We start from the raw sequence: 22,937 nt of genomic DNA on the forward strand, positions 1-22,937 counted from the left end.
ATTCCTAGTCGCCGGCCCGCTGGTAGCGCGCCACCTCGACGAACAGATCGGCGTTGGCCGGGTCGTCGAGGTAGGCGAACACCTGGTCCAGCGAGCTGGTGATCAGCGCGCCGTCGCCTTCGGGCATGCTTACCGTCTCGCCCTCCAGCAGGCCCTTGCTCATGTCCTGGAGGATGCGCTCGGTATCCAGGTTGTACACCACCAGCTCGTTGCTGCGGGTCAGCTCGAAACCGGCGATGGCGAAGTTGGCGCCCAGGCTCTTCGGCAAGCCGGCGGACAGGTACCAGCGGCGGCCGTGGTGGGCGACGGTGAAACCGAATTCCTCGAGGCTGTCGAGGTTGTCCGGGCTGCCCTCGTAGATGCGTGCCTTGTACAGGTTGGAGCCGGCCCGACTGACCTCCAGATAGAGCTGCTCGCCCCACTCGTCCTGACGGGTCCACTCGCCCAGCAGCGGCATGGGCGCCGCCTCGTTGGCCGGAATCGGGTCCTTGAAGGTGACCAGGCAACCAGTCAACAGCAGGAAGGACAAGGCGACCACTGCGCGCCAGGCTTTCATTTCGCTCTCCTTGTGAAGACCGTTCGACCCCGTGGCCGACGGTTTACAACCCCAGAACCAGGTTCATATAGCGTTTAAGGATGGCCAGCATTCCCTCGCTGTCCAGATGCTCGACGCCGTCCAGCAGGCCCTGATACTCCATCCGCACGATGGTGGCCGTCAACAGCACGGCATCCTGCTCCGGCTGGCGCGAACCGAGCACCTCGAAGAAGTGGGTGACGCCCTGCTGGAGGATCTGCCGGTGGGCGCGCACCAGGTCGCGCAGGCGCGGATTGAGCAGCGCTTCCTGCTGGAACGCCTGCTCGGCGATCAGGTGGTCGCGGCGTTCGCGCAACTGGCGCTGCACGTACTGCACCGCCAGCGCGGCGATCTCGTCGGCCAGCTGCCGGCGCGCCGCCTCGCTGCCGTCCAGACGACCGACCAGATTCGCCAGCAGGCCCTGGGTACTGTCCCAGAAGGCCGCCATCTGCGCCGCGCTGCGCTCGACGAACTGGGCGAAGGTGTCGGTGATGAGGTCGTCGATGTCCTTAAAGTAGTAGGTGGTGGCCGACAGCGGCACCTGCGCCTCGGCCGCCACCGCGCGATGGCGCACGGCGCGCACGCCGTCGCGCACGATAATGCGCATGGCGGCGTCGAGAATCGCCTGACGGCGCTGCTCGCTGCCCTGACGGCTGGCCTTGCGGCCCTGGTACTGGACGCTTTCGGCGACGGCATTGGCCGCCTGGGTGGCACTCGGGGGGGCAGGCGCACGGCTCACGGCAGGTCGATCCTCTACGTTCCGGTTATGACATAGCAGAGTAATGGGTTCGGTAGACAAGCAAAAGATTGCGCAGTTGCCGGCGCCCGGCAGGCAGCCCGGGCGCAACAAAAAGCCGCCCGGAGGCGGCTTGTGGCGAGAACCTCAGGCCTGCGGGCGCATGTGCGGGAAGAGGATCACGTCGCGGATCGACGGCGAGTTGGTCAGCAGCATCACCAGGCGGTCGATGCCGATGCCTTCGCCGGCGGTCGGCGGCATGCCGTACTCCAGGGCGCGGACGAAGTCGGCATCAAAGTGCATGGCCTCGTCGTCACCGGCGTCCTTGTCGGCCACCTGCTGCATAAAGCGCGCGGCCTGGTCTTCGGCGTCGTTGAGCTCGGAATAGGCGTTGGCGATCTCGCGGCCGCCGATAAACAGCTCGAAGCGGTCGGTGACACTCGGGTCGTCGTCGCTGCGACGGGCCAGCGGCGAAACCTCGAACGGATAGCGGGTGATGAAGTGCGGCTGCTCCAGCTTGTGCTCGACCAGCTCCTCGAAAATCATCACCTGCAGCTTGCCCAGGCCTTCGAAGCCGAGCACCTTGGCGCCGGCCTGCTTGGCGATGGCGCGAGCCTTGTCGATGTCGTTGAGGTCTGCGGCGGTGATGTCCGGGTTGTACTTGAGGATCGAGTCGAACACCGACAGGCGCACGAAGGGCTCGCCGAAGTGGAACACCTTGTCGCCGTAGGGCACGTCGGTGGTACCCAGCACGGCCAGGGCCAGCTCGCGGAACAGCTCCTCGGTCAGGTCCATGTTGTCTTCGTAGTCGGCGTAGGCCTGGTAGAACTCGAGCATGGTGAACTCGGGGTTGTGCCGGGTGGAGACGCCTTCGTTACGGAAGTTGCGGTTGATCTCGAAGACTTTCTCGAAGCCGCCGACCACCAGCCGCTTGAGGTACAGCTCCGGGGCGATGCGCAGGAACATCTGCATGTCCAGGGCATTGTGGTGGGTCTCGAAGGGCTTGGCCGCGGCGCCGCCGGGGATGGTCTGCAGCATCGGGGTTTCCACTTCGAGGAAACCGCGCTCGCTGAGGAAGCGGCGGATATGACCGATCACTTGGGAACGCACGCGGAAGGTGTCGCGCACCTCCTCGTTGACGATCAGGTCGACGTAGCGCTGGCGGTAGCGCTGCTCGGTGTCGGTGAGGCCGTGGTGCTTGTCCGGCAGCGGGCGCAGCGACTTGGTCAGCAGGCGCACGTTCTGCATGTCGACGTACAGGTCGCCCTTGCCGGAACGGGCCAGGGTGCCCTCGGCGGCGATGATGTCGCCCAGGTCGAAGTGCTTGACCGCGTCCAGCTGCTCGGCCGGCAGGGTCTTGCGGTTGACGTAGACCTGCAGGCGCCCGGAAGTGTCCTGGATGACCATGAAGGCGCCGCGGTTGAGCATGATGCGCCCGGCGACCTTGACCGGAATGGCGGCCGCTTCCAGCTCTTCCTTGGTCTTCTCCGCGTACTCTTTCTGCAGCTCGGCGCACAGGCTGTCGCGGCGGAAATCGTTGGGGAAGGCATTGCCCTGCTCACGGACGGCAGCCAGCTTTTCCTTGCGCTGGGCAATCAGCTTGTTTTCTTCGTGCTGCCGTTCTTCGTGGGAGAGGCTTTGCGGGTCGAGTTGTTGGTCGCTCATGGTCGTTATCTGCCTGACGCGTAAATGCAAAGGGGGTTTAGGAGGGTTACAGGCCCTGCTTGAGGCTAGCCTCGAGGTACTGGTCGAGGTCGCCATCGAGGACCTTCTGGCAGTCGCTACGCTCGACGCCGGTGCGCAGATCCTTGATGCGCGAGTCATCGAGCACATAGGAACGGATCTGATGCCCCCAGCCGATGTCCGACTTGCTGTCTTCCAGGGCCTGCGAGGCGGCGTTGCGCTTCATCATCTCCAGCTCGTACAACTTGGCCCGCAGCATTTTCATGGCGGTGTCCTTGTTGGCGTGCTGGGAGCGTTCGTTCTGGCAGGCCACCACGGTGTTGGTCGGCACGTGGGTGATACGCACCGCCGAATCGGTGGTGTTGACGTGCTGACCGCCGGCGCCGGAGGAGCGGTAGGTGTCGATGCGCAGGTCGGACGGGTTGATCTCGATCTCGACCTTGTCGTCGATCTCGGGCGACACGAACACCGCCGAGAACGAGGTGTGGCGACGGGCGCCGGAGTCGAACGGGCTCTTGCGCACCAGGCGGTGCACGCCGATCTCGGTACGCAGCCAGCCGAAGGCGTACTCGCCCTTGATGTGCACGGTGGCGCCCTTGATGCCGGCGACTTCGCCCTCGGACAGTTCGATGATGGTGGCATCGAAGCCGCGCTTGTCGGCCCAGCGCAGGTACATGCGCAGCAGGATATTGGCCCAGTCCTGCGCTTCGGTGCCGCCGGAGCCGGCCTGGATATCCAGGTAAGCGTTGTTGGGGTCCATCTCGCCGCTGAACATGCGGCGGAATTCCAGCTTCTCGAGGATGTCGCGCAGGCGTTCGACTTCGGCGACGATGTCGTTCACCGCGCCTTCGTCGTTTTCTTCGGCGGCCATTTCCAGCAGATCCTTGGAATCGGCCAGGCTGCCGGTGAGGTCGTCGATGGTCTCGACGATCTGCGCCAGCATGGCGCGCTCGCGGCCCAGGTTCTGCGCGTACTCGGGGTTGTTCCAGACGCTGGCGTCTTCCAGCTCGCGGTTTACTTCGACCAGACGATCATGCTTGTGATCGTAGTCAAAGATACCCCCGAATGCTCTGGGTCCGCTCGGACAGGTCCTTGATGGCGTTGAGGATCGGATTGATTTCCATGGTAGTCGGCGCTCGCGGCAAATCGGACGGAAAAGCCGGCGATTATACCCGAGCCAGCACGGCCTGGCAGCCCGTTATGGGCGACCAATCAGCGCTCTCTGGATCAACGGCGCAGGCGTTCGCCTGAGCGCGGCCTCAACTGGGCTCGAGTTCGCGCACCGACACGCCCAGCGCCGGCCACCGCGCGTCCTCGGCGATCAGCGTTGCGGCCTTCTCGGCGATCATCAGCACCGGCGAGCAGGTGTTGCCGGAGACGATGCTTGGCATGATCGAGGCATCGGCGATGCGCAGCCCGGCGATGCCGTGCACGCGCAGGCGGGCGTCGACCACCGCGTCGCGGCCCTGACCCATGGCGCAGGTGCCCACCGGGTGGAAGATGGTGGTGCCGATCTCCCCCGCCGCCCGCTGCAGATCGTCCTCGCTGCGATAATCCGGCCCCGGTTTGTATTCCTGCGGGCCATAGGGCGCCAGCGCCGGGGCGGCGACGATGCGCCGGGTCAGGCGGATGGCGTCGGCCGCCACCTGCAGGTCGCGTTCGTCGCTCAGGTAGTTCGGCTGGATCGATGGCGCGACGGCTGCGTCCACGGAGGCGATCGCGACACGCCCGCGGCTGTGCGGACGCAGGTTGCACACCGAAGCGGTGAAGGCCGGGAAATCGTGCAACGGCTCGCCGAAACGCTCCAGCGACAGCGGCTGCACGTGGTACTGCAGGTTGGCGCGGGCCTGACCGGGATCGGATTTGGCGAAGGCGCCGAGCTGGCTGGGCGCCATCGACAATGGCCCACTGCGCTTGAGCAGGTACTCCAGGCCCATGCCCAGCTTGCCCCAGGGGCTGGCGGCGATGCGGTTGAGGGTCTTTACGCCGTTGACCCGGTAGATCAGGCGCAGCTGCAGGTGATCCTGCAGGTTCGCGCCGACCCCGAGCAGCTCATGGCGCACGCCGATGCCCAAGCGTTCGAGCAGGGGCCTGGGGCCGATGCCCGAGCGCTGCAGCAGCGCCGGGGTGCCGATCGCGCCGGCGCACAGGACGATCTCGCGACGCGCCGCCACGCCGAGCGTGCGCCCCTGCCAGCGCAGCTGCAGGGTGCGGGCCCGTCCCTCGGCCAGTTCCAGGCGCTCGACCTCGGCGCCGGTCAGCACCTGCAGATTGGCGCGCTGGCGGATACTGCGCAGGAAGGCCTTGGACGCATTCCAGCGCACGCCGCGCCGCTGGTTGACCTGGAAGTAGCTGCAGCCCTCGTTGTCGCCGCCGTTGAAGTCCTCGACGCTGGCGATACCGCTCTGCGCCGCGGCTTCCCGGAAGGCTTCGAGGATCTCCCAGGACAGCCGCTGGCGCTCGACCCGCCACTCGCCGGCGCCGCCGTGCAGCGCGCTGGCGCCGGCGAAGTGGTTTTCCGTGCGTTTGAACAGCGGCAGCACGTCGCGCCAGGCCCAGCCGGGATTGCCCGCCGCGGCCCAGGCATCGTAGTCGGCAGCCTGGCCACGCATGTAGATCATGCCGTTGATCGACGAGCTGCCGCCGAGCACCCGCCCGCGCGGGTACTTCAGCGCACGGCCTTGCAGGCCGGGCTCGGCCTCGGTGCTGTAGCACCAGTCGGTGCGCGGGTTGCCGATGCAGTAAAGGTAGCCGACCGGAATATGGATCCAGGGGTGGTTGTCGCGCCCGCCGGCCTCGATCAGCAGCACGCTGACGCCGGGGTCGGCAGACAGGCGGTTGGCCAGCAGGCAGCCGGCAGGGCCGGCGCCGACGATCAGGTAGTCATAGGCATCCAGGGGCGCTGGCGACATGGGCATCCTCGCGTGTCGTTCTGGTCATCGGCCACCAGCCTAGAACAGGCCGGGTGCGAGGATGAATGATCTTTTGGTCTGATAGCCCCGGCCCGGGCCCCGACTCAGACCGCGCTCAGTTCGACCCGCACCTGGGCTTCCAGCTCGCGCTTGAGCGCCGGATCGAGCTTGAGCTGGCGGGACAGCTCCTCGAGGTAGGCCCGTTCCATAAAGTGCTCCTCGTCCACCATCAGCACGCTGGCGATGTACATCTCCGCGGCCATCTCCGGGGTGCTGGCGGCGCGCGCCACCTCGGCCGGGTCGAGCGGCTTGTTCAGCTCGGCATCCAGCCAGCGCACCAGCTCGGGATCACCCGCCAGGGCGCCGATCTGCTCCTCGATCAGCTGGCGCTCCCTGGCATCCACGTGACCATCGGCCTTGGCCGCCGCCACCAGCGCCTTGAGGATCGCCTGGCTGTGCAGTTCGGCCTGTGGCGCCGGCAGGCGATCCACCGTCTGCGGCTCGGCGACCGGCCGCGCATTGGCCGCGCGCTGCTGCTCCTGCCAGTTGCCATAGGCCTTGTAGGCGATCACCCCGAGGGCGGCCAGGCCGCCGTAGGTGATGGCCTTGCTGCCGACCTTGCGCGCGCTCTTGTTGCCCAGCAGCAGGCCCAGCGCGCCGGCCGCCAGGGCGCCACCGCCGGCGCCCTTGAGCAGCGTGCCGAGGTCGCCACCACCCTTGCCACCGCTACTCGCGCCACCTGCAATGCCGCCGAGCAATCCACCCAGGCCGCCGGACGACGATGAGCCGGACTTCTGCTGCAGCAGGTCCTGGCCGGATTTGAGCAACTGGTCGAGCAGTCCACGAGTGTTCATCTGAGCCCTCCTTCAGGGGCGGAAAGTGACCCGATTCTAGCCCCGCGGTTTGCCGGGCGAGGCGTGGGCTGTGCTTCCGAATATTGCAGGCGCCAGGCAAAGCCCTTTTCGTTCGGTTAAAAAACGGCTTTATCCATTTTCGATGAACCATAACCCCGACAGCCTGCCCCCGGATAGCCCGTCATGCTGACCCCGCGCCAGATCCGCCACTTCATCGCCGTCGCCGAAACCGGCGCGATCTGCGCCGCCGCCCAGGCGGTGTTCATCTCCCAGTCGACCCTGACCCTGGCCATCCAGCAGTTGGAGGAAGAGATCGGCGTCAGCCTGTTCAACCGCCGCGCCTAGAGCATGAGCCTGCCCACCAGGGCCACCAGTGCCTGCGCCAGGCGCACCTGAGCCTGGCCACCGCGGACAACGCCAAGCGCAGCCTGCAGCAGAGTACCGACCAGGTCGCTGGTTACTACCTGGCCGGCCTGATCACCCGTTTCCAGCGCGCCTAGCCCAACGTGCGGACCCGCATGGTGGAGGACGAGCGCCCCCACATCGAACACCTACTGGTCAGCGGCGAGATCGACGTCGGCGTGCTGATCCTGTCCAACCTGGAAGACCGCCACATCATGACACCCCACGGACAACAACTAGACTGAATGAATACCCTGTTCGGCAGCGGTATCGCCGACATTTTGCTGCCCCAGTAACAGTCCACAAGAAGAGGGAATCCCAATGTCCGCGCCGAAAACCGCAGTGCTCAGCGCTCTCGCCACCGCCCTGCTCGCCGCAGGCGCCGTGCAGGCCGCCGAACCGCTCAAGACCCTGGGCCAGGCCGAGGGTCAGCTCAACATCATCGCCTGGCCCGGCTACATCGAGCGCGGCGAGACCGACAAGAACTACGACTGGGTCACCCAGTTCGAGAAGGCCAGCGGCTGCAAGGTCAACGTCAAGACCGCCGCCACCTCCGACGAGATGGTCAGCCTGATGGCCAAGGGCGGCTACGACCTGGTCACCGCCTCGGGCGACGCCTCCCTGCGCCTGATCGCCGGCAAGCGCGTGCAGCCGGTGAACATCGACCTGATCCCCAACTGGAAGAATGTCGACGAGCGCCTGAAGAACGCCCCCTGGCATGTGGTGGATGGGCAGCACTACGGCACCCCCTACCAGTGGGGCCCGAACGTGCTGATGTACAGCACCCAGGCGTTCAAGGAGGCGCCGACCAGCTGGAAGGTGGTGTTCGAGGAAATGACCCTGGCCGACGGCAAATCCAACAAGGGCCGCGTGCAGGCCTACGACGGCCCCATCTACATCGCCGACGCCGCCCTCTACCTGAAGACGCACAAGCCGGAGCTGGGCATCAGCGACCCCTACCTGCTCAACGAGGAACAGTATGCCGCCACGCTGCAACTACTACGCCAGCAGCACGCCCTGACTCACCGCTACTGGCACGACGTCACCGTGCAGATGAACGACTTCAAGAACGAGGGCGTGGTCGCCTCCAGCGCCTGGGGCTATCAGGTCAACGCCCTGCAGATGGAAAAGCAGCCGATTGCCTCGACCGTGCCGGCCGAGGGTGCCACCGGCTGGGCCGACACCACCATGCTGCATGCCGAGGCCAAGAACCCCAACTGCGCCTATGCCTGGATGAACTGGTCACTGGAACCCAAGCTGCAGGGCGACCTGGCCGCCTGGTTCGGCTCCAACCCGGCAGTGCCGGCAGCCTGTAAGGGCAACGCCCTGCTGACCGACGAAGGCTGCAAGACCAACGGCTTCGACAACTTCGACAAGATCGCCTTCTGGAAGACCCCGCAGGCCGAGGGTGGCAAGTACGTGCCCTACAGCCGCTGGACCCAGGACTACATCGCCATCATGGGCGGCCGTTGAAAACCGTCCTGGCGGCTGCTGCGCAGGCCTGATCCACGCCCGGGGCGGTGCTCCGACAGTGGCCGAACGGTCACTGGACACCTGCCCAGGCGGCCCGGAGGGCGAGCAGCGCGAGCCAGCCTCACGTACTCCAGTACGTTGTGGTTCCTTGGCGCTGTCCGGACGCGGCTGAGGCCCGCTCGCGACGCTGCCAGAACGATTTTCGAATCCCTGATGCCTTGGCACAGCTTCACCGTTGCACCCACCCCCGACTCTCCCGTCTCGAGTCGGCAAACCGGACGGGGCGGTGGTGGGTGGCTTTCCTCCTGGAGTGCTCGAGATGACCCTTGCAGTGCAATTCACCGGTGTGTCCCGCGTGTTCGGCGAGGTCAAGGCCGTCGACCGGGTGTCCATCGACATCCGGGACGGCGAATTCTTTTCCATGCTCGGTCCCTCGGGCTCGGGCAAGACCACCTGCCTGCGCCTGATCGCCGGCTTCGAGCAGCCCAGCTCCGGCTCCATCCGCATCCACGGCGCCGAGGCCGCCGGGCTGCCGCCCTACCAGCGCGACGTCAACACGGTGTTCCAGGACTACGCCCTGTTCCCGCATATGAACGTGCTGGAGAACGTCGCCTACGGCCTCAAGGTCAAGGGCGTGGCCAAGGCCGAACGCCTGGCGCGTGCCGAGGAGGCCCTGGCCCTGGTCGCCCTCGGTGGCTACGGCGTGCGCAAGCCGGCACAGCTGTCCGGCGGCCAGCGCCAGCGCGTGGCCCTGGCCCGCGCCCTGGTCAATCGTCCGCGCGTGCTGCTGCTCGACGAGCCGCTGGGCGCACTGGACCTCAAGCTGCGCGAGCAGATGCAGAGCGAGCTGAAGAAGCTGCAGCGCCAGCTCGGCATCACCTTCATCTTCGTCACCCACGACCAGGGCGAGGCGCTGTCCATGTCCGACCGGGTGGCGGTGTTCAACAGGGGCCGCATCGAGCAGGTCGACACCCCGCGCAACCTGTACATTAACCCGGCCAGCGCCTTCGTCGCCGAGTTCGTCGGCACCAGCAACGTGCTCAAGGGCGAACTGGCCGCACGCATCGGCGGCTCGTCGCGCCCCCTGTCGATCCGCCCGGAGCATGTGCGCCTGGTGGCCACTGGCAGCAGCCTGCCGAACAGCGACGAGGTGGAGATCAGCGGCCTGCTGCACGACATCCAGTACCTGGGCGCCGCCACCCGCTACGAGCTGCAGCTGGACAACGGCCAGAACTTCGCCGTCAGCCAGGCCAACAACCAGTGGGGCGTCGGCGACGCGCCCTGCCAGCCGGGCCAGCGCGTCACCGCGCGTTGGGCCCGCGCGGCCATGGTCGCCCTGCGCGAGGAGGCCTGAGATGAACCAGGCCCTCGCCCTGCAGGCGGACGGCGGCGGACCGCTGCGCCGCCTGTCCAGCCTGCTCTACCGCAAGCCGACGCTGTACCTGGCGCTGCTGCTGATCCCGCCGCTGCTGTGGTTCGGCGCGATCTACCTGGGCTCGCTGCTGACCCTGCTGTGGCAGGGCTTCTACACCTTCGACGACTTCAGCATGACGGTCACCCCCGACCTCACGCTGGCCAATTTCAAGGCGCTGTTCCAGGCCGCCAACTTCGACATCATCCTGCGCACCCTGACGATGGCCGTGGCGGTGTCACTGGCCGCCGGCCTGCTGGCCTTCCCCATCGCCTACTACATGGCGCGCTATACCGACGGCAAGACCAAGGCCTTCTTCTACATCGCGGTGATGCTGCCGATGTGGGCCAGCTACATCGTCAAGGCCTACGCCTGGACCCTGCTGCTGGCCAAGGGCGGCGTGGCCATGTGGTTCGTCCAGGCGCTGCACCTGCAGCCCGTGCTGGAGTTCATCCTCGGCATCCCCGGTGTCGGCGGCAACACCCTGTCCACCTCGCACCTGGGGCGCTTCCTGGTGTTCGTCTACATCTGGCTGCCGTTCATGATCCTGCCGATCCAGGCGTCACTGGAACGCCTGCCGCCGTCGCTGCTGCAGGCCTCGGCGGATCTCGGCGCCAGGCCGCGGCAGACCTTCCTGCAGGTGATCCTGCCGCTGTCGATCCCGGGCATCGCCGCCGGCTCGATCTTCACCTTCAGCCTGACCCTCGGCGACTACATCGTGCCGCAGCTGGTGGGGCCGCCCGGCTACTTCATCGGCAGCATGGTCTACGCCCAGCAGGGCGCGATCGGCAACATGCCGATGGCCGCCGCCTTCACCCTGGTGCCGATCGTGCTGATCGCCGTCTACCTGTCCATCGTCAAGCGTCTGGGGGCCTTCGATGCACTCTGAGCAAGCGTCCCTCGGCCTGAAGCTGGCCGCCTGGGGCGGGCTGGTGTTCCTGCACTTCCCGATCCTGATCATCTTCCTCTACGCCTTCAACACCGAGAGCGCCGGCTTCAGCTTCCCGCCCAAGGGCCTGACCCTGGACTGGTTCAGCGTGGCCTTCGCCCGCGCCGACGTGCTCGAAGCCATCGTGCTGTCGCTCAAGGTGGCGGCCATCGCCACGCTGATCGCCATGCTCCTCGGCACCCTGGCCGCGGCGGCGCTGTGGCGGCGCGACTTCTTCGGCAAGGAGAGCGTGTCCCTGCTGCTGATCCTGCCGATCGCCCTGCCCGGCATCGTCACCGGCATCGCCCTGCTCTCGGCGTTCAAGACCTTCGGCATCGAGCCGGGCCTGCTGACCATCGTCATCGGCCACGCCACCTTCTGCGTGGTGATCGTCTACAACAACGTCATCGCCCGCTTCCGCCGCACCAGCTACAGCCTGATCGAGGCCAGCATGGACCTCGGCGCCGACGGCTGGCAGACCTTCCGCTACATCGTCCTGCCCAACCTCGGCTCGGCCCTGCTGGCCGGCGGCATGCTGGCCTTCGCCCTGTCCTTCGACGAGATCATCGTCACCACCTTCACCGCCGGCCACGAGAAGACCCTGCCGATCTGGCTGCTCAACCAGCTGAGCCGCCCGCGCGACGTGCCGGTGACCAACGTGGTCGCCATGCTGGTGATGCTGGTGACCATGCTGCCGATCCTCGTCGCCTACTACCTGACCAAGGGTGGCGAGGGCGTGGCCGGCAGCGGCAAGTAGCGCCCCCTTTCCTGCAACCCGACGACACGAGGTTCTTGCGATGCAAACCAAACTGCTGATCAACGGCGAACTGGTCGCCGGCCTGGGCGCCGCCCAACCCGTGCTCAACCCCTCGCTGGGCAGCACCCTGGTACAGATTCCCGAGGCCAGCGCCGAGCAGATCGACGCCGCCGTGCGCGCCGCCGACGCCGCCTTCGACGCCTGGTCGCAGACCACCCCGGGCCAGCGCTCGGCCCTGCTCCTGGCCCTGGCCGACGCCATCGACGCCAATGCCGACGAACTGGCCCGCCTGGAGTCGCAGAACTGCGGCAAGCCCTACGCCGCCGCGCGGGGCGACGAGCTGCCGGCCATCGCCGACGTGTTCCGCTTCTTCGCCGGCGCCGCCCGCTGCCTGCAGGGTTCCGCCGCCGGCGAGTACCTGCCCGGCCACACCTCGATGATCCGCCGCGACCCGATCGGCGTGGTCGCCTCCATCGCACCCTGGAACTACCCGCTGATGATGGCCGCCTGGAAGCTGGCCCCGGCCCTGGCTGCCGGCAACTGCGTGGTGCTCAAGCCTTCCGAGCAGACCCCGCTGACCGCCCTGCGCCTGGGCCAGCTGATCGCCGCCATCTTCCCCGCCGGCGTGGTCAACATCGTGTTCGGCCGTGGTGCCAGCGTCGGCGAGCCGCTGGTCAACCACGAGAAGGTGCGCATGGTGTCGCTGACCGGCTCCATCCCCACCGGCGCCAACATCATCGCCAGCACCGCGGCCTCGGTGAAGCGCATGCACATGGAGCTGGGCGGCAAGGCGCCGGTGATCATCTTCGACGACGCCGACATCGACGCCGCCGTCGAGGGCATCCGTACCTTCGGCTTCTACAACGCCGGCCAGGACTGCACCGCCGCCTGCCGCATCTATGCGCAGAAGGGCATCTACGAGAAGTTCGTCGCCGCCCTCGGCGCCGCAGTCGGCTCGATCAAGCACGGCCTGCAGGACGACGCCGCCACCGAGCTCGGCCCGCTGATCACCGAGGTGCACCGCCAGCGCGTGGCCGGCTTCGTCGAACGCGCCAGCGCGCAGTCGCACATCGAGGTGGTCACCGGCGGCAAGGCCGCGGCCGGCAACGGCTTCTTCTTCCTGCCCACGGTGCTGGCCGGCGCCCGGCAGAGCGACGAGATCGTCTGCCGCGAAGTGTTCGGCCCGGTGGTCTCGGTCACCCCGTTCGACGACGAGGCGCAGGCCCTGGCCTGGGCCAACGCCTCCGACTACGGCCTGGCCAGTTCGGTGTGGACCCGCGACGTCGGCCGCGCCCATCGCCTGTCGGCGCGCCTGCAGTACGGCTGCACCTGGGTCAACACCCACTTCATGCTGGTCAGCGAGATGCCCCACGGCGGCCTCAAGCTCTCCGGCTACGGCAAGGACATGTCCATGTACGGGCTGGAGGACTACACCGCCCTCCGCCACGTGATGATCAAGCACTGATCTGAGCGCCGATATTTCCCATCCGAAAATCAGCTGGAGCAACGACAATGAAAACCGCACTGCGCAGCATCGCTTTCCTCGCCCTCGGCACCCTCGCCGGCCTGGCCCAGGCGGCCGACGACGCCAAGGCCCTGGTCGACGGCTACATGGCCGCCTGGAACGCCCACGACGCCGACCGGGCCGCGACCTTCCTGGCCGAGGACGCGGTGTATTTCGACGCCACCGTCGGCACTCCGCAGAACGGCAAGGCCGCCGCCCGCGACAACGTGATCAAGGTGTTCATCGGCGCGGTGCCGGACCTCAAATGGGAGATGACCAGCGCGCCCATCGTCGGCGCCGACGGCATCGCCTTCCAGTGGAAGTTCAGTGGTACCAACAGCGGCGACTGGAGCGCCGAGACCAAGGCCACCGGCAAACCGCTGAGCTTCGAGGGTGTCAGCTTCATCCGCATCAAGGACGGCAAGATCGTCTACCAGGGCGACTACTACGATGCGCTGGGTTTCAACAAGCAACTGGGTTGGTAAAACCGCTGCGGCGCCCGGCCGGCGTGCGCCGTCTCACCCACTACTCGCCGATATCCTCGTGCCACAGCTCGGCACGGGCGGCGATGAAGTTCTCCATCAGCCGTACGCAATCGGCGTCCTGCAGCACGTCCAGCTGCACGCCGCGCTCACGCAGCAGCGCCTCCTCGCCGAGGAAGGTGCGGTTCTCGCCGATCACCACCCGCGAGGATGGCGCCGCTGCACATGACGCAGGGCGACAGGGTGGTGTAGAGCACCGCCTCGCGGTAGATGCGGGCCGGCTACCGGCCGGCATTCTCGAAGGCATCCATCTCGCCGTGGCGGATGACGCTGCCCTGCTGCACCCGGCGATTGTGGCCACGGCCGATGATGCGGCCGCCATGCACTATCACCGAGCCGATGGGAATGCCACCCTCGGCCAGGCCCAGGCGGGTCTCGTCGAGGGCGGCTTGCATGAAGGGGTCCATCACGTCGAAGTTCCCCCCTGGACGGCGCCTCAACGCGGGACGATATGCGCCACCAGCAGCTGCACGCTCTCGTTGCCGCGGAACTCGTTGAGGTCGAGCTTGTAGGCCAGCTCGGCCCAGCGCAGCGTCGGGTTGGGCCAGACCTCGCGGTCGATATTGAAGGCGATGCCGTCGAGCTGCACGCTGCCGCATTCGGTCTTGAGCACCAGCTTGAGGTGACGTTCGCCGACGATGCGTTGCTGGACGATCTGGAACACACCATGAAACAGCGGCTCTGGGAAATGCTGGCCCCAGGGCCCGGCATTGCGCAGGGCGCGGGCCAGCTCCAGGTGGAACTCGGTGGCGTCGAGCTGGCCGTCGGATAGCAGACGACCGGTCAGGTCGTCCTCGCTGAGCTGGCGGCGCACCTCGGCGTCGAAGGCGGCGGCGAAGGCGCCGAAATTTTCCTGCGGCAGCGACAGGCCGGCGGCCATGGCGTGCCCGCCGAACTTGCTGATCAGCCCCGGGTGTTTGGCCGCCACGGCGTCCAGTGCATCGCGGATATGCAGCCCCGGCACCGAGCGCGCCGAGCCCTTGAGCAGGCCGTCGCCGGCATCGGCGAAAGCGATGGCCGGGCGGTGGTAACGCTCCTTGAGGCGCGAGGCGAGGATGCCGATCACCCCCTGGTGCCAGTCGGCCTCGAACAGGCACAGGCCGAACGGCATGTCCTGCAGCGGCAAGTCCTTGAGCTGGGCCAGGGCCTCGCGCTGCATGCCCTGCTCGATGGCCTTGCGGTCCTGGTTGAGCTGATCGAGCTGCACCGCCATGTCGCGGGCCAGCGCCTCGTCGTCGCACAGCAGGCATTCGATGCCCAGGCTCATGTCGTCCAGGCGCCCCGCCGCGTTCAGCCGCGGGCCGAGGATGAAGCCGAGGTCGGTGGAGGTGATGCGCCGATGGTCGCGCCCGGCGACTTCGAGGATCGCCCGCAGCCCAGGTCGCGCCCGCCCGGCACGAATGCGCGCCAGGCCCTGGTGCACCAGAATGCGGTTGTTGGCATCCAGCGGCACCACGTCGGCGACGCTGCCGAGGGCCACCAGGTCGAGCAGCTCGCCCAGGTTCGGCTCGGCGCGGCTGGCGAACCAGCCCAGCTCGCGCAGGCGCGCACGCAGCGCCAGCAGCACGTAGAACATCACCCCGACGCCGGCCATGGCCTTGCTCGGGAAGTCGCAGCCCGGCTGGTTGGGGTTGACGATGGCATCGGCCGCCGGCAGCTCCGCCCCCGGCAGGTGGTGGTCGGTGACCAGCACCCTGAGCCCGGCGGCCTTGGCCGCGGCGACGCCGTCGACGCTGGAGATGCCGTTGTCCACCGTCAGCAGCAGGTCGGGCTGGCGCTGCAGCGCCACCGCGACGATTTCCGGGGTCAGGCCGTAGCCGTATTCGAAGCGGTTCGGCACCAGGTAATCGACATGCGCGGCGCCGAGCAGGCGCAGGCCGAGCACGCCGACCGAGCTGGCGGTGGCACCGTCGGCATCGAAGTCGCCGACGATGAGGATGCGCTGGCGCTGCTCCAGCGCCTCGACCAGCAACTGCACCGCCGCCTCGATGCCCTTGAGCTGCTGAAAGGGGATCAACCGCGCCAGGCCCTTGTCCAGCTCCTCGGCGGACTGCACGCCGCGGGCGGCATAGAGGCGGGTCAGCAGCGGCGGCAGGTTGCCCAGGTCGGGCAGTTGCACGGGCAGCGGGCGAAGGTCGATACGCATCAATCGGATTCCGGCATGGCGGCGCGCGCCATAGTGGGCGCAGGCAACGGGGTCAAGGCCAAGCGGCGGCGCTGGGCACGGCCCCTGCGTCCGGCCGCCCGGGCCGCGAGTCGGCAAGCATACAGCAAAGCAGCCCGGCCACGGCTTGCGAGCGGCCGCTGGCCTCTCTCAGAATGAGGGCGACCTTTCCATCCGCCGGCCCCAGGCCCAGGCAGGCCGCCAGAGGACACCGATGCACCGTCCCTTCCCAGTCGCCGAACTCGCCGCCCACCGCCCCGTCCCGGGGATGCGGAGCCTGCGGCCATGACCCCGCGCATCGAGGTGGTCGGCATCGACTGCCTGATCCTGCGCCTGTTCGAGCGGATCGAGGAAAGCAACATGCCCTGGCTGCTGGCCGCCGGCGAACGGCTGCGCGCCGCCTTCGGTCCGGCGCTGGTGGACCTGGTGCCCTCCTACACCACCCTGCTGCTGCACTACGACCTGCAGCAGCTGGACGACCGCCAGGCCCGCGCGCGGATCGCCCAGGCCTTCGAAAACCTCTCTCCGCAGGTCGACACCAGCGGTCGCGAGCTGCAGATTCCGGTGTGGTACCACCCCAGCGTCGGCCCCGAGCTGGCGCTGCTCGGCCAGCGCAGCGGGCTGGGCATCGGCGGCGTGATCGAGCGCCACAGCGCACACAGCTACCAGGTGTTCGCCCTGGGTTTCGCCCCCGGCTTCGCCTTTATGGGGCTGGTCGACGAATGCCTGGCCAGCCCGCGCCTGAGCACCCCGCGCCAATGCGTGGCGGCCGGCAGCCTGGGCATCGCCGACCGCCAGACCGCGATCTACCCGCTGGTCTCACCCGGCGGCTGGAACCTGATCGGGCGCAGCCCGAGCCAACTGTTCGACCGCCGGCTGGACGGCTACAGCCTGCTGCGCCCGGGCGACCGGGTGCGTTTCGTGGCGATCGAGCGCGACGAGTTCGTACGCCTGGGCGGCGACGACAGTCCCTTCGAGGAGACGCCATGAGCCTGTTGATCGAACGCAGCGGCGCCCTCGCCAGCCTGCAGGACGGCGGCCGCTTCGGTGTGCGCCACCTCGGCGTGACCCAGGGCGGCAGCGCCGACTGGTGCTCGCACCACTGGGCCAACTGGCTGCTGGGCAACCCGCTGGCGGCGCCGGTGGTGGAGATCGTCCTGGGTAATTTCGAGCTGCTCGCCGAGCGCGACAGCTGCCTGGCGCTGACCGGCGCCGACCTCGGCGCCAGCCTCGACGGGCAGGCGCTGGCGCCTGGACGCAGCTTCCGCATCGGCCAGGGCCAGCGCCTGCGCTTTGCCCAGCCGCGCCAGGGCGTACGCGCCTACCTGGCGGCGCCCGGCGGCTTTCGCGCCGAAGCGGTGCTGGGCAGTTGCGCCACGGTGCGCCGCGAAGCGCTCGGCGGCCTGCAGGGCGACGGCCGCCCGCTGACGGCCGGCGACTGCCTGCAGTGGCAGGGCCCGGCGCCGGCGCCACGCGCCCTGGCCGCCGCGCAGATCGCCCGGTTCGACGGCGATGCCCTGCTGCCGGTGATCCTCGGCGCGCAGATCGGCGACTTCAGCGGGCAGAGCCTGTTCGATGCGTTCAACCTCGAATGGCGGGTCGACCAGCGCGCCGACCGCATGGGCATCCGTCTGAGCGGCCCGGTGCTGCAGTGCGCGCGCCGGTCGATGGTGTCCGAGGGCGTGCCGCTGGGAGCGATCCAGGTGCCCAGCGACGGCCAGCCCATCGTCCTGCTCAACGACCGCCAGACCATCGGCGGCTACCCGCGCCTGGGCGCCCTCACCCCGCTGGCGGTGGCGCGTCTGGCGCAATGCCTGCCCGGCAGCCGGGTACGCCTGCGACCCATCGCCCTCGACGAGGCGCAGCGCCAGCAGCGCCGCATACTGGCGCAGTGGTGCGCCTGAGCAACCGCTCCCGCAAGCCGCCTCAGCCGCGCTCGCCGGCCAGCCACTCCAGGGGAATCTCATGCTGGCCGCGCTCGTCGGTGACGAACAGCTCGCCGTCGCTGATCATCAGGCTCCAGGACAGCGAGCGCGGCAGGTCCAGCGCCAGGTCGGCCAAGGCCTCCTGGCCGAGGGCGACCACGTTGATGTTCTTCAGGCTGCGCACCGGGTCCAGTTCCTTGCTCTGCCACACGCGCAGGTTGCCGTAGGCCACCAGGCTGAACTTCTCGGTACGCCGCGAGCACCAGGTGATGCGCTCGCTGTCCGGCTGGCCGACCTCGATCCAGTGCAGCACGCGGCCATCCAGGCTCTTCTCCCACAGCGCCGGCTCGTCGACGTCCGACAGGCCGCGGCCGAAGGCCAACTGCTCGTGATAGAACAGCGCGTAAGCGATCAGCCGCGCGGCCAGGCGCTCCTCGGTCTCCGAAGGGTGACGGGCGACGGTGAAACGCAGGCTCTCGTAGACGCTGCGGTCCATGTCGGTGAGGTTCAGGTCGATCTTGTAGGTGGTCGATGGCAGGGCCATGGCGGGCTTCTTGGCTGGTCGTAAAGGCGGCAAGTCTACCCTGATCCTTCGGCCCGTGCCCTAGCGATGCGCCCGTGGCCAGGCCACCGCCAATGCAATAGGCTTGCAGGCATTGCAACCACAGGAGCCACCATGAGCGCGCCCAGCAAACCCCTCGCCGGCCTGAAAGTGATCGAACTCGGCAGTCTGATCGCCGGCCCCTTCGCCGCGCGCATCTGCGCCGAGTTCGGCGCCGAGGTGATCAAGGTGGAATCGCCCGACGGTGGCGACCCGCTGCGCAAGTGGCGCAAGCTCTACGAGGGCACCTCGCTGTGGTGGTTCGTGCAGGCGCGCAACAAGCGCTCGATCACCCTTAACCTCAAGCACCCGCAGGGCCTGGAGGTGCTGAAACAGCTGCTGGCGGACGCCGATATCCTGATCGAGAACTTCCGCCCCGGCATACTGGAGAAGCTCGGCCTGGGCTGGGACGTGCTGCACGCGCTGAACCCCAAGCTGGTGATGGTGCGCCTGTCCGGCTTCGGCCAGAGCGGGCCGCTGAAGGATCAGCCGGGCTTTGGCGCAGTCGGCGAGTCCATGGGCGGGCTGCGCTATATCACCGGCTTCGAGGACCGCCCGCCGGTGCGCACCGGCATCAGCATCGGCGACTCCATCGCCGCGCTATGGGGCGTGATCGGCGCGCTGATGGCGCTGCGTCAGCGCGAGGTCAACGGCGGCAGCGGCCAGGTGGTGGACGTGGCGCTGTACGAGGCGGTGTTCGCCATGATGGAGTCGATGGTGCCGGAGTTCGACGTGTTCGGCTTCGTGCGCGAGCGCAGCGGCAATATCATGCCCGGCATCACCCCCTCCTCCATCCACACCTGCGCCGACGGCCGGCATATCCAGATCGGCGCCAACGGCGATGCGATCTTCCAGCGCTTTATGCGCGCCATCGGCCGCGCCGATCTGGCCGAGGCCCCGGACCTGGCCGACAACGCCGGGCGCGATGCGCGGCGCGACGAGCTGTACGGGGTGATCGACCGCTGGGCGGCGAGCCTGCCGCTGAGCGAGGTGGAAGCGCTGCTCAAGCGCGCCGAGGTGCCGGCCAGCCGCATCTACTCGGCGGCGGACATGCTCGACGACCCGCAGTTTCTCGCCCGCGAGATGTTCCTTTCGGCCAAGCTCCCCGACGGCAAGGCGTTCAAGATGCCCGGCATAGTGCCCAAGCTGTCCGACACCCCCGGCTCGGTGGAATGGACCGGCCCGACACTGGGCGAACACAACGCCGAGGTGCTCGCCAGCCTGGGCTACGACGCCGCGCAGATCGCCGCGCTGCGCGATTCGGGCGCGATCTGAGGCCGTGGACGAGCTGCCGGAGGAGGTACGCCGCCTGCTGCGCCTGGAGCAGCGCGAGGCGGCCATCGAGCTGCTGCGCCTGCGTCAGCGCCTGAGCGAGGAAGAGGCGACCCGGCGCGTTGATCTGTATCTGGAAGAGAATCCGCCGATTCGCCCGCGCGGGCCGGCCATCCTCCTCGCCAGCAGGCTCAACGCCCTGATCTGGCTGGCGCTGATCGGCCTGAGCGCACTGCTGGCACTGATCTTCGGCGGCTGACTCGGCCATCGACCCCAGGGATCGCTGCGCTCGGGTCGAGGCGCCAGCCAGCGAAACGAAACCGGCGCCACGAGGGCGCCGGCTTGCATTGCCAGGGATGACGCTTACAGCGGCTTGCCGCGGTTGCCGTGAGCGGCGACGAACTGCTGTACGGTCTTCAGATCGTTGGCCAGCACGGTGCAGCGCTCCTCGCGCTGGAACAGGTCGGCCAGGTGCGGCGGCAGCGCCGGCACCGCGTCGATGCCGGCCTTTTCCACCGCTTCGGGGAACTTGACCGGGTGCGCGGTGCCCAGCACCACCATGGGCGTGGCCAGGCTGCGCCGGCATTCGCGGGCGGCGCGCACGCCGATGGCGGTGTGCGGGTCGAGCAGCTCACCGCACTCGGCATAGACCTCGGCGATGGTCTCGCAGGTCTGCGCGTCGTCTACCGCCAGCGAGTCGAACAGCTTGCGCGCCTCGGTCCAGCGATCGTCCTCGACACTGAAGCCGCCGCCCTGCTTGAAGGTTTCCATCAGCCCGGCGATGGCGGCGCCGTTGCGGCCATGCAGGTCGAACAGCAGGCGCTCGAAGTTGGACGACACCATGATGTCCATCGACGGCGACAGGGTCGGGTGCAGGGTCTCTTTCACATACCGATTGCCACTCATGAAGCGGTGCAGGATGTCGTTGCGGTTGGTGGCGACGATCAGCTGGCTGACCGGCAGGCCCATGTTGCGAGCCAAATACCCCGCAAAAATGTCGCCGAAGTTGCCGGTCGGCACCGAGAAGGCGATGGAGCGAGCCGGCGCGCCGAGCTGCAGCGCAGCGTGGAAGTAGTAGACGATCTGGGCCATGATCCGCGCCCAGTTGATCGAGTTGACCGCCACCAGGCGGGTGCCCTTGAGGAAGCCCTGGTCGGCGAAGCTGGCCTTGACCATCTCCTGGCAGTCGTCGAAGTTGCCCTCGATGGCGATGTTGTGGATGTTCTCACCGAGGATGGTGGTCATCTGCCGGCGCTGCACTTCGGACACACGGTTGTGCGGGTGCATGATGAAGATGTCGACGTTGTCGCAGGCCTTGCAGCCTTCGATGGCTGCCGAGCCAGTATCGCCGCTGGTGGCGCCCATGATCACCACGCGCTCACCGCGCTTGGCCAGCACATGGTCGAGCAGGCGGCCGAGCAGCTGCAGGGCGAAGTCCTTGAACGCCAGGGTCGGGCCGTGGAACAGCTCCAGCACCCACTCGTTGCCGTTGAGCTGGCGCAGCGGCGCCACGGCGTTGTGGGCGAACACGCCGTAGGTTTCCTCGAGAATCTTCTTGAAGTCGGCGTCAGCGATGCTGCCGGCAACGAACGGGCGCATCACCCGGAACGCCAGCTCGTGATAGGGCAGGCCGGCCCAGGAGGCGATTTCCTCGACGGTGAAACGCGGCAGATTTTCCGGCACGTAGAGGCCGCCGTCGCTGGCCAGGCCGGCCAGCAGCACGTCTTCGAAATTCAGGGCCGGCGCCTGGCCGCGGGTACTGATATAGCGCATGGGATAAACCTTCGTTCTACTGCACCCGCAGGCCAAGACCTGCGGGCGGACACGGGATTAGTTGAGCTGCTCGACGCGGATACGGACGATGGGCGAGGCCACGCCGTCCAGCGCTTCCATGGCGGCGATGGCATCGAGGATACTCGCCTCCTCCACGCGATGGGTGACCAGGATCATCGGCACCAGGCCGTCCTGCTCCTCGGCTTCCTTCTGCATGATCGACTCGATATTGATGCCGCGCTCGGAGAGGATGCTCGCCACCTGGGCCAGCACGCCCGGATGGTCCTTGGCCTGGATGCGCAGGTAGTAGGCGCTCTCGCACTGCTCGATGGGCAGGATCGGGTGATCGGACAGCGAATCCGGCTGGAAGGCCAGGTGCGGCACGCGGTTGGTCGGGTCGGTGGTCAGCGCACGCACCACGTCGACCAGGTCGGCCACCACCGCCGAGGCGGTCGGCTCCATGCCGGCGCCGGCGCCGTAATACAGGGTGCTGCCCACGGCATCGCCATTGACCATCACCGCGTTCATCACGCCGTTGACGTTGGCGATCAGGCGATCGGCCGGGATCAGCGTCGGGTGCACGCGCAGCTCGAAACCGGCCTCGGTACGGCGGGCCACGCCCAGGTGCTTGATGCGATAGCCCAGCGCCTCGGCGTAGTTGACGTCGGCGGTGGTCAGGCGGGTGATGCCTTCGGTGTAGGCCTTGTCGAACTGCAGCGGGATGCCGAAGGCGATGGAGGCGAGAATGGTCAGCTTGTGCGCGGCGTCGATGCCCTCGACGTCGAAGGTCGGGTCGGCCTCGGCATAGCCCAGCGCCTGGGCTTCCTTGAGCACGTCGTCGAAGGCGCGGCCCTTCTCGCGCATTTCGGTCAGGATGAAGTTGCCGGTGCCGTTGATGATCCCGGCCAGCCAGTTGATGCGGTTGGCGGCGAGGCCCTCGCGGATCGCCTTGATCACCGGAATGCCGCCGGCCACGGCGGCCTCGAAGGCGACGATCACGCCCTTCTCGCGCGCCTTGGCGAAGATCTCGTTGCCATGCACGGCGATCAGCGCCTTGTTGGCGGTGACCACGTGCTTGCCGTTGTCGATGGCCTTGAGCACCAGATCGCGGGCCAGGGTGTAGCCACCGATCAGCTCGATGACGATATCGATCTCGGGATTGCTCGCGACGGCGAACACGTCATTGGTGGTGGCGATGCCGGTAATGTCGTACTGCGGCTTGGGCGAGCGAATGGCGATCTGGGCAATCTCGATGCCGCGACCGGCGCGCCGGGTAATTTCCTCGGCGTTGCGCTTGAGTACATTCAAGGTACCGCCACCGACGGTACCCAACCCACAGATGCCCACTTTGACCGGCTTCACACTCAATTCCCCATCAGCACTGCGTAAAACGGCCGGAGCATGCTCCGGCCGCCGAAAAGAGCCG

20 protein-coding genes, 1 other RNA gene and 2 pseudogenes are annotated in these 22,937 nt (G+C 67.7%); 12 read left to right on the plus strand and 11 right to left on the minus strand.

Features of this window, described 5'->3' with window-relative positions:
- Window positions 1–4: 4 nt before the first annotated feature.
- The 6 genes from EA796_RS12070 to EA796_RS12095 form a co-directional block, all read right to left on the minus strand.
- On the minus strand, window positions 5–556 hold the full coding sequence (locus tag EA796_RS12070) for a hypothetical protein (protein ID WP_021446415.1): 552 nt from the start codon (window positions 554–556) through the stop codon (window positions 5–7).
- Window positions 557–599: 43 nt separating this feature from the next.
- A complete protein-coding gene (locus EA796_RS12075; protein WP_021446414.1) occupies window positions 600–1,313 on the minus strand; it encodes a TetR/AcrR family transcriptional regulator in 714 nt (237 codons plus the stop codon).
- 144 nt (window positions 1,314–1,457) lie between these two features.
- Complete coding sequence (gene lysS, locus EA796_RS12080) at window positions 1,458–2,975, minus strand: lysine--tRNA ligase (protein ID WP_122108787.1); 1,518 nt, start codon at window positions 2,973–2,975, stop codon at window positions 1,458–1,460.
- Window positions 2,976–3,021: 46 nt separating this feature from the next.
- Window positions 3,022–4,117, minus strand: a protein-coding gene (gene prfB, locus EA796_RS12085; RefSeq protein WP_122108788.1) for a peptide chain release factor 2 whose coding sequence is annotated in 2 segments (ribosomal slippage) — window positions 3,022–4,044 and window positions 4,046–4,117 — 1,095 coding nt in all. Because the reading frame shifts where the segments join, the coding sequence is not laid out codon by codon here.
- 135 nt (window positions 4,118–4,252) lie between these two features.
- The gene (locus tag EA796_RS12090; protein ID WP_122108789.1) at window positions 4,253–5,905 is read right to left on the minus strand and encodes a GMC family oxidoreductase; all 1,653 of its coding nucleotides are present in this window, start codon (window positions 5,903–5,905) and stop codon (window positions 4,253–4,255) included.
- A 104-nt stretch (window positions 5,906–6,009) separates the two neighbouring features.
- Entirely contained in the window at window positions 6,010–6,759 is a 750-nt protein-coding gene (locus EA796_RS12095) for a tellurite resistance TerB family protein (RefSeq protein ID WP_122108790.1), read from the minus strand.
- Window positions 6,760–6,942: 183 nt separating this feature from the next.
- On the opposite strand from EA796_RS12095, the pseudogene EA796_RS12100 reads away from it, so the two are divergent.
- The 8 genes and pseudogenes from EA796_RS12100 to EA796_RS12135 form a co-directional block, all read left to right on the plus strand.
- Window positions 6,943–7,379: pseudogene (locus EA796_RS12100) on the plus strand (LysR family transcriptional regulator); the annotation flags it as partial.
- 103 nt (window positions 7,380–7,482) lie between these two features.
- On the plus strand, window positions 7,483–8,634 hold the full coding sequence (ydcS, locus tag EA796_RS12105) for a putative ABC transporter substrate-binding protein YdcS (RefSeq protein ID WP_122108791.1): 1,152 nt from the start codon (window positions 7,483–7,485) through the stop codon (window positions 8,632–8,634).
- A 123-nt stretch (window positions 8,635–8,757) separates the two neighbouring features.
- Window positions 8,758–8,832: non-coding RNA, sX9 sRNA (locus tag EA796_RS12110), on the plus strand.
- A gap of 121 nt (window positions 8,833–8,953) precedes the next feature.
- Window positions 8,954–9,988, plus strand: a complete 1,035-nt coding sequence (locus tag EA796_RS12115) for an ABC transporter ATP-binding protein (protein WP_122108792.1) — start codon at window positions 8,954–8,956, stop codon at window positions 9,986–9,988.
- A 1-nt stretch (window position 9,989) separates the two neighbouring features.
- The gene (locus EA796_RS12120) at window positions 9,990–10,934 is read left to right on the plus strand and encodes an ABC transporter permease (protein WP_110681182.1); all 945 of its coding nucleotides are present in this window, start codon (window positions 9,990–9,992) and stop codon (window positions 10,932–10,934) included.
- Window positions 10,924–11,730 carry an ABC transporter permease gene (locus EA796_RS12125; protein ID WP_122108793.1) on the plus strand — a complete coding sequence of 269 codons (807 nt, stop codon included), beginning with the start codon at window positions 10,924–10,926 and terminating at the stop codon, window positions 11,728–11,730. Before EA796_RS12120 ends, EA796_RS12125 begins: the two co-directional genes overlap by 11 nt.
- 40 nt (window positions 11,731–11,770) lie before the next feature.
- Window positions 11,771–13,195: a gamma-aminobutyraldehyde dehydrogenase gene (locus tag EA796_RS12130; protein WP_122108794.1), complete on the plus strand. Its 1,425-nt coding sequence runs from the start codon at window positions 11,771–11,773 to the stop codon at window positions 13,193–13,195.
- 47 nt (window positions 13,196–13,242) lie between these two features.
- Complete coding sequence (locus tag EA796_RS12135) at window positions 13,243–13,719, plus strand: ester cyclase (protein ID WP_122108795.1); 477 nt, start codon at window positions 13,243–13,245, stop codon at window positions 13,717–13,719.
- A 40-nt stretch (window positions 13,720–13,759) separates the two neighbouring features.
- On the opposite strand, the pseudogene EA796_RS12140 reads toward EA796_RS12135, so the two are convergent.
- Both EA796_RS12140 and recJ read right to left on the minus strand, forming a co-directional pair.
- Window positions 13,760–14,183: pseudogene (locus tag EA796_RS12140) on the minus strand (nucleoside deaminase).
- Window positions 14,184–14,212: 29 nt separating this feature from the next.
- Window positions 14,213–15,922, minus strand: a complete 1,710-nt coding sequence (gene recJ, locus EA796_RS12145) for a single-stranded-DNA-specific exonuclease RecJ (RefSeq protein ID WP_122108796.1) — start codon at window positions 15,920–15,922, stop codon at window positions 14,213–14,215.
- A 303-nt stretch (window positions 15,923–16,225) separates the two neighbouring features.
- On the opposite strand from recJ, the gene pxpB reads away from it, so the two are divergent.
- Together pxpB and EA796_RS12155 are read left to right on the plus strand one after the other, a co-directional pair.
- Window positions 16,226–16,930, plus strand: a complete 705-nt coding sequence (gene pxpB / locus EA796_RS12150; protein ID WP_122108797.1) for a 5-oxoprolinase subunit PxpB — start codon at window positions 16,226–16,228, stop codon at window positions 16,928–16,930.
- Window positions 16,927–17,844 carry a biotin-dependent carboxyltransferase family protein gene (locus EA796_RS12155; RefSeq protein ID WP_122108798.1) on the plus strand — a complete coding sequence of 306 codons (918 nt, stop codon included), beginning with the start codon at window positions 16,927–16,929 and terminating at the stop codon, window positions 17,842–17,844. The genes pxpB and EA796_RS12155 overlap by 4 nt, the downstream gene beginning before the upstream one ends.
- Before the next feature lie 22 nt (window positions 17,845–17,866).
- Here the strand turns inward: EA796_RS12155 and EA796_RS12160 are convergent, their stop codons facing one another.
- Window positions 17,867–18,409: a YaeQ family protein gene (locus tag EA796_RS12160; RefSeq protein ID WP_021446137.1), complete on the minus strand. Its 543-nt coding sequence runs from the start codon at window positions 18,407–18,409 to the stop codon at window positions 17,867–17,869.
- Window positions 18,410–18,541: 132 nt separating this feature from the next.
- Between EA796_RS12160 and EA796_RS12165 the strand changes: the two genes are divergently transcribed.
- Together EA796_RS12165 and EA796_RS12170 are read left to right on the plus strand one after the other, a co-directional pair.
- Window positions 18,542–19,741, plus strand: coding sequence for a CaiB/BaiF CoA-transferase family protein (locus tag EA796_RS12165; RefSeq protein WP_122108799.1), 1,200 nt, complete (start codon window positions 18,542–18,544; stop codon window positions 19,739–19,741).
- 4 nt (window positions 19,742–19,745) lie between these two features.
- Complete coding sequence (locus EA796_RS12170; protein WP_021446139.1) at window positions 19,746–19,997, plus strand: hypothetical protein; 252 nt, start codon at window positions 19,746–19,748, stop codon at window positions 19,995–19,997.
- 104 nt (window positions 19,998–20,101) lie between these two features.
- Here the strand turns inward: EA796_RS12170 and thrC are convergent, their stop codons facing one another.
- Both thrC and EA796_RS12180 read right to left on the minus strand, forming a co-directional pair.
- Window positions 20,102–21,511 carry a threonine synthase gene (thrC, locus tag EA796_RS12175; protein ID WP_122108800.1) on the minus strand — a complete coding sequence of 470 codons (1,410 nt, stop codon included), beginning with the start codon at window positions 21,509–21,511 and terminating at the stop codon, window positions 20,102–20,104.
- Between the two features lie 57 nt (window positions 21,512–21,568).
- A complete protein-coding gene (locus EA796_RS12180) occupies window positions 21,569–22,873 on the minus strand; it encodes a homoserine dehydrogenase (RefSeq protein ID WP_122108801.1) in 1,305 nt (434 codons plus the stop codon).
- Between the last annotated feature and the right edge of the window lie 64 nt (window positions 22,874–22,937).

The sequence above is a fragment of the Pseudomonas sp. AOB-7 genome, from assembly GCF_003696305.1.
Taxonomy (GTDB): Bacteria; Pseudomonadota; Gammaproteobacteria; order Pseudomonadales; family Pseudomonadaceae; genus Aquipseudomonas.